Source organism: Prosthecobacter gellanilyticus (assembly GCF_007992435.1).
Lineage (GTDB): Bacteria > Verrucomicrobiota > Verrucomicrobiia > Verrucomicrobiales > Verrucomicrobiaceae > Prosthecobacter > Prosthecobacter gellanilyticus.
Map to the genome: position 1 here is coordinate 1 of NZ_BKAG01000103.1, position 5856 is coordinate 5856.

The following is a 5856-nucleotide window of genomic DNA, read 5'->3' on the forward strand; positions in this document are numbered from 1 at the left end:
AGGTTTGAGTTTTGAGTCTGGCATCGAATGGAGCGTGCATGGGGCGCGCTTTCAGCGCTTGGAGCCGCGTTGTTTGCGGGTAACCTGGGGCTAGACGCCCCCGGCTGGTATGGAGCGCGCCTTTGGCGCTCCTGAAAGGAAGCAGTCCTCTAGGCATCATTGCGCATCACAGGCGCGCTGCCATCCCCACGTTCAAGGTACGGCCACTCAGCCTCAGTGCGGGCTGAAGCCCGGCACTACTTTGGGGGATGCTCCTTGTTTTTTCCCTCGCCATCGCAAACGCTTCGTCTTAAATCCGAACGAACACGTTTTACCTTCATATGAGCGATACTTCCCTCCCCTCTGACATCGGTTTTGGTGCAGCCCCGACTGCGGACCCCTTTCAAGCAGCCAAGGCCAGCGCGCTGAAGGCGGCTGAAGAACTCCGCACGGCCGCCGCCCAGAAGGCGAGCGAGCTGCGCAACGCTGCGGAAGCACGCGCCCAGCAGCTGAAGGCCAGCGCCGGCCAGAAGGCAGCGGAGATCAAGTCCGATCTCCAGGACAAGACTGAAGACCTCCGCGCCTATGCGGACGAGGCTCTCGGCCAGGCCAAGCAGCGCTATGAAACGCTCCTGGCCGAGGCTGAAAACCTGACCCGCGAGAAGCCGCGCCAGGCGCTGCTCACCGCCTTTGGCGTGGGTGTGCTGGTGGGTCTGATCCTCCGCCGCTAAGACAAGCGCAGGGCGCAGGGCCTAGAGCAAAGAGTATGAGTGGCACAGTCAAAGGCTTGGCTTGATGCGAATCTAGGCGTGCCCGCACTTCACTGATCTTTATTTCTGCCGCTCTGCTCCATGCCCTTTGCTCCAAGCTCCCCCGCCCTTAGTTACACGCTCCTATGATGGACCTCGAAGTCTCACGACTGAAGTCACTGCTCCGCGCCCTGGCGCTCTATGCGGAGGCACGCGGGCGGCTGCTGCAGCTGGAAGCCCAGGAAGCGGGGGTGAAATTCACGATGATGATCGTGCTGGCAGCCCTGGCCGCCGGTCTCCTGCTCTGCGGCTGGCTGCTGGCTGTGCCGGCCATCGTCTGGCTCATCTCCCACACGCAGGGCTGGCCCTGGTGGAAGGTGGCGCTGGGAGCCGCTGGCGCGCATTTGTTTCTCGGTTTGATCTTCCTCCTGCGTCTGCGCTCTCTTTTGCGCCGCCTGCAGGTGTTTGAAGAAACCTTCAAGCAATTCCAACGCGATCGCGAATGGCTCAGCGGCAACTCCCCCTAAAACTCACCCCGAAGCAACAAGCCCTGCGTGACCTCGATGAGGCGCGCGCGCTGCTCGGCACTCATGTACACCTGGCCTCGGAGGCCTGGAACCCGAAGGAACTGCTGCGCCAGTCCGTGCAGAAGCATGCCTGGGCCTGGATGGCGGCGGCCGGTGTGGGGGGGCTGCTGCTCCTGCGCACGCTGATGCCTGCACGGCGAGGGAAAATTGATCGTGACATCTCCGTCGCTTCCGGTACAAAAATCGGATTTATGGCCCTGCTCATGCAGCCCGTGCTCGCCATGGCGCGGCAGGCAGCGTTCAAACACGGTTCCCAGTTCCTTCAATCCTACCTGACCAACCAATTTTCCAAGCACGCGGGCTCCCCCCAAGTGACCGACGACCCCTCCGCCCATGTCTGACCAAGCTCAAACCGAAGATCTCGTGCCCGTGCTGGGCTCTGTGGATGATTATCTCCGCTTTTGCATGCAGTATGATGCCTCAGACCTGCATCTCGCCACTGCCTGCCAGCCCATCTGGCGCCGCTTCGGCACCCTGGGTCCCATCTGGCACAATGGCGCACAGCTGACGGCGGAGGACACCCGCCGCCTGGCCTACAGCTTCCTCACCGACGAAAAAATCCAGAAGCTGGAGGAGCGCGGTGACGTGGACTTCGCCTACTCCACGGATTTCGGGCGCTTCCGTGCCTCGGTGATTCAGCAGCGTCTGGGCATCGACATCACGTTCCGAATCATCTCCACCACGGTCCGCACGATCGAGGAACTGAAGCTTCCTGACACGGTGCGCACGCTCATCCGTTATCACAACGGCCTGATCCTCGTGACGGGTCCTGTGGGCTGTGGCAAGTCCACCACGCTCGCTGCGCTGGTGGATGGCGTGAACAAAGATCGCGAAGACCACATCATCACGCTGGAAGAACCGATCGAGTACGTGATTGAGCCCAAGGGCTGCCATGTGAACCAGCGCGAGGTGGGCACGCATACGGCGTCCTTCGCCGCGGCGCTCCGCGGTGCACTCCGTGAAGATCCGGATGTCATCATGGTCGGTGAAATGCGCGACCTGGAGACCATCTCCCTGGCCATCACGGCTGCTGAAACGGGTCACTTGGTGCTTGGCACCCTGCATACCGGTAATGCGGCTCGTACTCTGGACCGTGTGCTGGACGTGTTCCCACCGGACCAGCGAGACCAGATCCGCATCATGGTGTCTGAATCCCTGCGTGGCATTGTCTCCCAGCAGCTCGTCCCCACCATTGATGGCAACGGTCGAGTGATGGCGATCGAGGTGCTCGTCAACACACCCGCTGTGGCCGCCTGTATCCGTGATGGCAAGACCTTCATGCTCAATGGCGTCATGCAGACGGGTAAAAACGTCGGCATGATCACGATGGATGACTCGCTGCGGACCCTTTACCAAAAAGGACTCATCTCCCGTGAGGAGTGTGAATCCCGCGCCGAGGACAAGCAGCAGATGAGGCTCTTCTTCGCGGCTTAAACAACCCGACTTCCCTTCCCTTTCCGAGATTCAAGCCCTCTTCCCTTTTCCTGTCCATGCCAGTCATCGACCAGCTTTTCCACACTCTCATCGAACTCGGCGGTTCCGACCTTCATCTCAGCGAAGGCCAGCCCGCCAAGGTCCGTGTCCACGGCAGCATCAAGCCCATCTCTGAGGAGAACCTCAGCGCCGAGACGATGGAGTCCATGATGCGCGAGATTTGCGACCCCAAGAGCTTCGACCGCTATCTTGAGCGTGGCGATCTCGACTTCGCTTATGAGATGGACGCGGAACACCGCTTCCGTTGTAACTACCTCAAGCAGCAAAACGGCCTCGCCTGCGTGTTCCGTATCATTCCCACCAAGATCGCCAGCCTGGAGCAGCTCGGCATCCCGCAGGTGGTGAAGGAGTTTGGCCATCTGCGCAGCGGCCTGGTGCTGGTGACCGGCCCGACCGGCTCTGGCAAGTCGACCACGCTTGCGGCCCTTCTGGATTACATCAACACCAACTTCCGCCGTCACATCATCACGGTGGAGGAGCCGATCGAATTCGTTCACCGTAACAAGAAGAGCATCATCACCCAGCGTGAGGTGCCCATCCAGACCCCGAGTTTCGCGGACGGGCTGCGGGCAGCGCTCCGTCAGGATGCGGACATCGTGCTGGTGGGGGAAATGCGTGACCTTGAAACCATCTCGCTGGCCCTCACGGCTGCTGAGACAGGCCTTCTGGTCTTCGGCACCCTGCACACGAACAACGCCCGTAAGACGGTCGACCGTATCATCGACGTGTTCCCAGCCGAGCAGCAGAGCCAGGTGCGCACGATGCTCGCCGCCTCGCTCAAAGGCGTGGTGGCCCAGCTCCTCATGAAGAAGGCAGATGGCAAAGGCCGTGCCGCCGTGAATGAGATCCTGGTCGCCACCCCGGCCGTGGCCGCCATCATTCGTGAAGGTGCCACCCAGAAGCTTTATGACGTCATCATCGGCGGCAAGGCGCAGGGCATGCAGTTCATGGATGACAGCATCTGGCAGAAGCTGCGTGACGGCTTCATCAGCCCGATGGAAGCCTACATGAAGGCCATCGACAAAGGCCGTTTCAAAGGCTTCCTGCCTCCTGAGGAGCAGGCCGTGGCGAATGCCGGTGGTGGTGAGGACAAGAAGAAGTAACCTGTTTCTGCTCCGAAAACGAGCATGACTGAAGAGCCCGGAATCAATCCTTACACACCGCCGAGCGCCGAGTTAAAACCGGCACGGGGTGAAGGAGAAGATGCCGGGCTTTTTCCTGCCTCGAACAACAAGCGCTTCGCCAACTACGTGATCGACACGATCGCCTTCTATGCGCTGGCGGCGAACCTGGATACGATCTTCATCGCTGTGGATGATGCCGTGCCGGTCGCTTGGATTCTCCGCTTCTTTGAAGCCCTGGGAGAGTTTGGGCCCTTCCTCCTCGGGGTGTCTGTGACGGTCATTTATTACTTCTTCCAGGAAGCCATTTTCGGTCGCACGCTGGGCAAGTGGATCACCCGAACCAAAGTGGTGACCTTGGACGGCAAGCACCCGCACGTGATGCAATTGCTGGGTCGCACCTTGGCGCGTCTGGTGCCGTGCGAGCCGTTTTCGTTTCTAGGGTCCAACGGCTGGCATGATCGCTGGTCCGGCACCGTGGTCATTGATTTGACGGCGGATGAGGATTTGAAAATCTCGCCGAAGATGCGGAAGTTTTTCCGGTAGGCGGACGAAGGCCAGATTTATCCATGGCTTGGAGCCTCGGAGAGGCGAAAGAGGTTTCGCCAGCGCTTTTGGCCTGCGAATCCGTGACGGTTCTTTCGAGATTCCCTTGAAGATTCCCACCGCGAGGAGCGCTTCATTCACCCTTCATGATCCGCCCCTTCCTGCTCACGACATTGCTTGCTTCCTTCTGCGTTTTCACGACTTCAGCGCAGGATGCCGCATCAAGCCCGAAGACTTGGAACCTTCGAGATCACGTGAAGATCGAAGACATCGTGGTCCAGAGCCATCGCGGCGCTGGTGTTCTGGCGGAAGAGGGGACGATGGAGGCGTTTGATCTGGGGTGGAAGCTGGCGACGTGGCCGGAGGCGGATCTGAGGGCGACGAAGGATGGGGTGATCGTGACGTTTCATGACAACAACTTCGCCCGGGTGGTGAAGGAGGCTTCGGAGGAACTGAAGACGAAGGGGGTGGAGGATGTGACGTCTGCGGAGCTTGCGCAGCTGGATGTGGGGTCGTGGAAGGGGGAGGCGTTCAAGGGGCGGAGGGTGCTGCCGATGGAGAAGGTCTTTGAGCTGATGAGGGCGGACCGGCGGAAGCACATCTACATGGACGTGAAGAAGATCGAGTTCGCGCATCTGGCGGCGGAGGTGCGGAAGCATGGGGTGGAGAAGCAGATCGTGCTGGCATCTCCCAAGGTGGAGCAACTGCGAGAATGGAAGGCGCTGGTGCCGGAGTCTGACACGCTGCTGTGGATGCACGGGAATGAGGCGAAGCTGAGCGAGGAGCTGTCGGCGCTGCGGGAAACGAAGTTTGCCGGGGTGACGCAGATCCAGATCCATGTGTATCCCAAGGACACGAAGGAGAAGTGGGCGCCACCGGCCGACCCGAGCCCACCTAACAATTTGTTTGGTTTAAGCGATACCTTCCTGCGCAAGACCGGCGATGAGCTGCGGGCGCATGGGGTGCTGTATCAGGTGTTTCCGTGGACGGAGCGGGCGGATGTGATTCCGGTGCTGCTGGATCTCGGCGTGATGTCCTTTGCGACGGATCATCCGGACACGGTGATGCGGGAGGTGAAGGCGTATTATGAGAGGAAGTAGGGGGAGCCTTGGGAGGCACGGAGGGTTTTAACCGCTGATCTGACGCTCCTACTGAAGGGCGGATTTCAGAAGGGAGGGCCTACGGAATACGCGGAAGACACGGAAAGGGGGACGGGGGCCGGTGGGGTGGATGGTGATGGAGTGATTCGGGGGATTCCAGGGGCGTGGGCGGGGTGTGGTGAGTTTGAGTTTCGGACGAGACACATTCATCCTTCGCATTCTGCTACGGAGAACGGGGCTCGTCCCTACCGGGGGGTTGGGGGCGCTGCCGCGCCGGTGA

General features: G+C 60.4%; 7 protein-coding genes. All 7 read left to right on the top strand.

What is annotated here, in order from left to right:
- The first annotated feature begins 320 nt into the window (after positions 1-320).
- The 7 genes from BGE01nite_RS28495 (at position 321) to BGE01nite_RS28525 (ending at position 5576) form a co-directional block, all read left to right on the top strand.
- Positions 321-710, top strand: coding sequence for an ElaB/YgaM/YqjD family protein (locus tag BGE01nite_RS28495; protein ID WP_146856312.1), 390 nt, complete (start codon positions 321-323; stop codon positions 708-710).
- 164 nt (positions 711-874) lie between these two features.
- A complete protein-coding gene (locus BGE01nite_RS28500; protein ID WP_146856314.1) occupies positions 875-1255 on the top strand; it encodes a phage holin family protein in 381 nt (126 codons plus the stop codon).
- Positions 1231-1656, top strand: coding sequence for a hypothetical protein (locus BGE01nite_RS28505; protein WP_146856316.1), 426 nt, complete (start codon positions 1231-1233; stop codon positions 1654-1656). The genes BGE01nite_RS28500 and BGE01nite_RS28505 overlap by 25 nt, the downstream gene beginning before the upstream one ends.
- Positions 1649-2749: a type IV pilus twitching motility protein PilT gene (locus BGE01nite_RS28510; RefSeq protein WP_146856318.1), complete on the top strand. Its 1101-nt coding sequence runs from the start codon at positions 1649-1651 to the stop codon at positions 2747-2749. The genes BGE01nite_RS28505 and BGE01nite_RS28510 overlap by 8 nt, the downstream gene beginning before the upstream one ends.
- Positions 2750-2805: 56 nt before the next feature.
- A complete protein-coding gene (locus BGE01nite_RS28515) occupies positions 2806-3912 on the top strand; it encodes a type IV pilus twitching motility protein PilT (protein WP_146856319.1) in 1107 nt (368 codons plus the stop codon).
- A 24-nt stretch (positions 3913-3936) separates the two neighbouring features.
- Positions 3937-4476: an RDD family protein gene (locus tag BGE01nite_RS28520; protein ID WP_146856321.1), complete on the top strand. Its 540-nt coding sequence runs from the start codon at positions 3937-3939 to the stop codon at positions 4474-4476.
- 146 nt (positions 4477-4622) lie between these two features.
- Positions 4623-5576 carry a glycerophosphodiester phosphodiesterase gene (locus tag BGE01nite_RS28525; protein WP_146856323.1) on the top strand — a complete coding sequence of 318 codons (954 nt, stop codon included), beginning with the start codon at positions 4623-4625 and terminating at the stop codon, positions 5574-5576.
- Positions 5577-5856: the final 280 nt, after the last annotated feature.

Excerpts from the sequence above, each read along its gene's own strand:
- BGE01nite_RS28525 (WP_146856323.1), top strand. The coding sequence starts at position 4,623 with ATGATCCGCCCCTTCCTGCTCACGACATTGCTTGCTTCCTTCTGCGTT.
- BGE01nite_RS28510 (WP_146856318.1), top strand. The coding sequence starts at position 1,649 with ATGTCTGACCAAGCTCAAACCGAAGATCTCGTGCCCGTGCTGGGCTCT.
- BGE01nite_RS28495 (WP_146856312.1), top strand. The coding sequence starts at position 321 with ATGAGCGATACTTCCCTCCCCTCTGACATCGGTTTTGGTGCAGCCCCG.
- BGE01nite_RS28500 (WP_146856314.1), top strand. The coding sequence starts at position 875 with ATGATGGACCTCGAAGTCTCACGACTGAAGTCACTGCTCCGCGCCCTG.
- BGE01nite_RS28505 (WP_146856316.1), top strand. The coding sequence starts at position 1,231 with ATGGCTCAGCGGCAACTCCCCCTAAAACTCACCCCGAAGCAACAAGCC.
- BGE01nite_RS28520 (WP_146856321.1), top strand. The coding sequence starts at position 3,937 with ATGACTGAAGAGCCCGGAATCAATCCTTACACACCGCCGAGCGCCGAG.
- BGE01nite_RS28515 (WP_146856319.1), top strand. The coding sequence starts at position 2,806 with ATGCCAGTCATCGACCAGCTTTTCCACACTCTCATCGAACTCGGCGGT.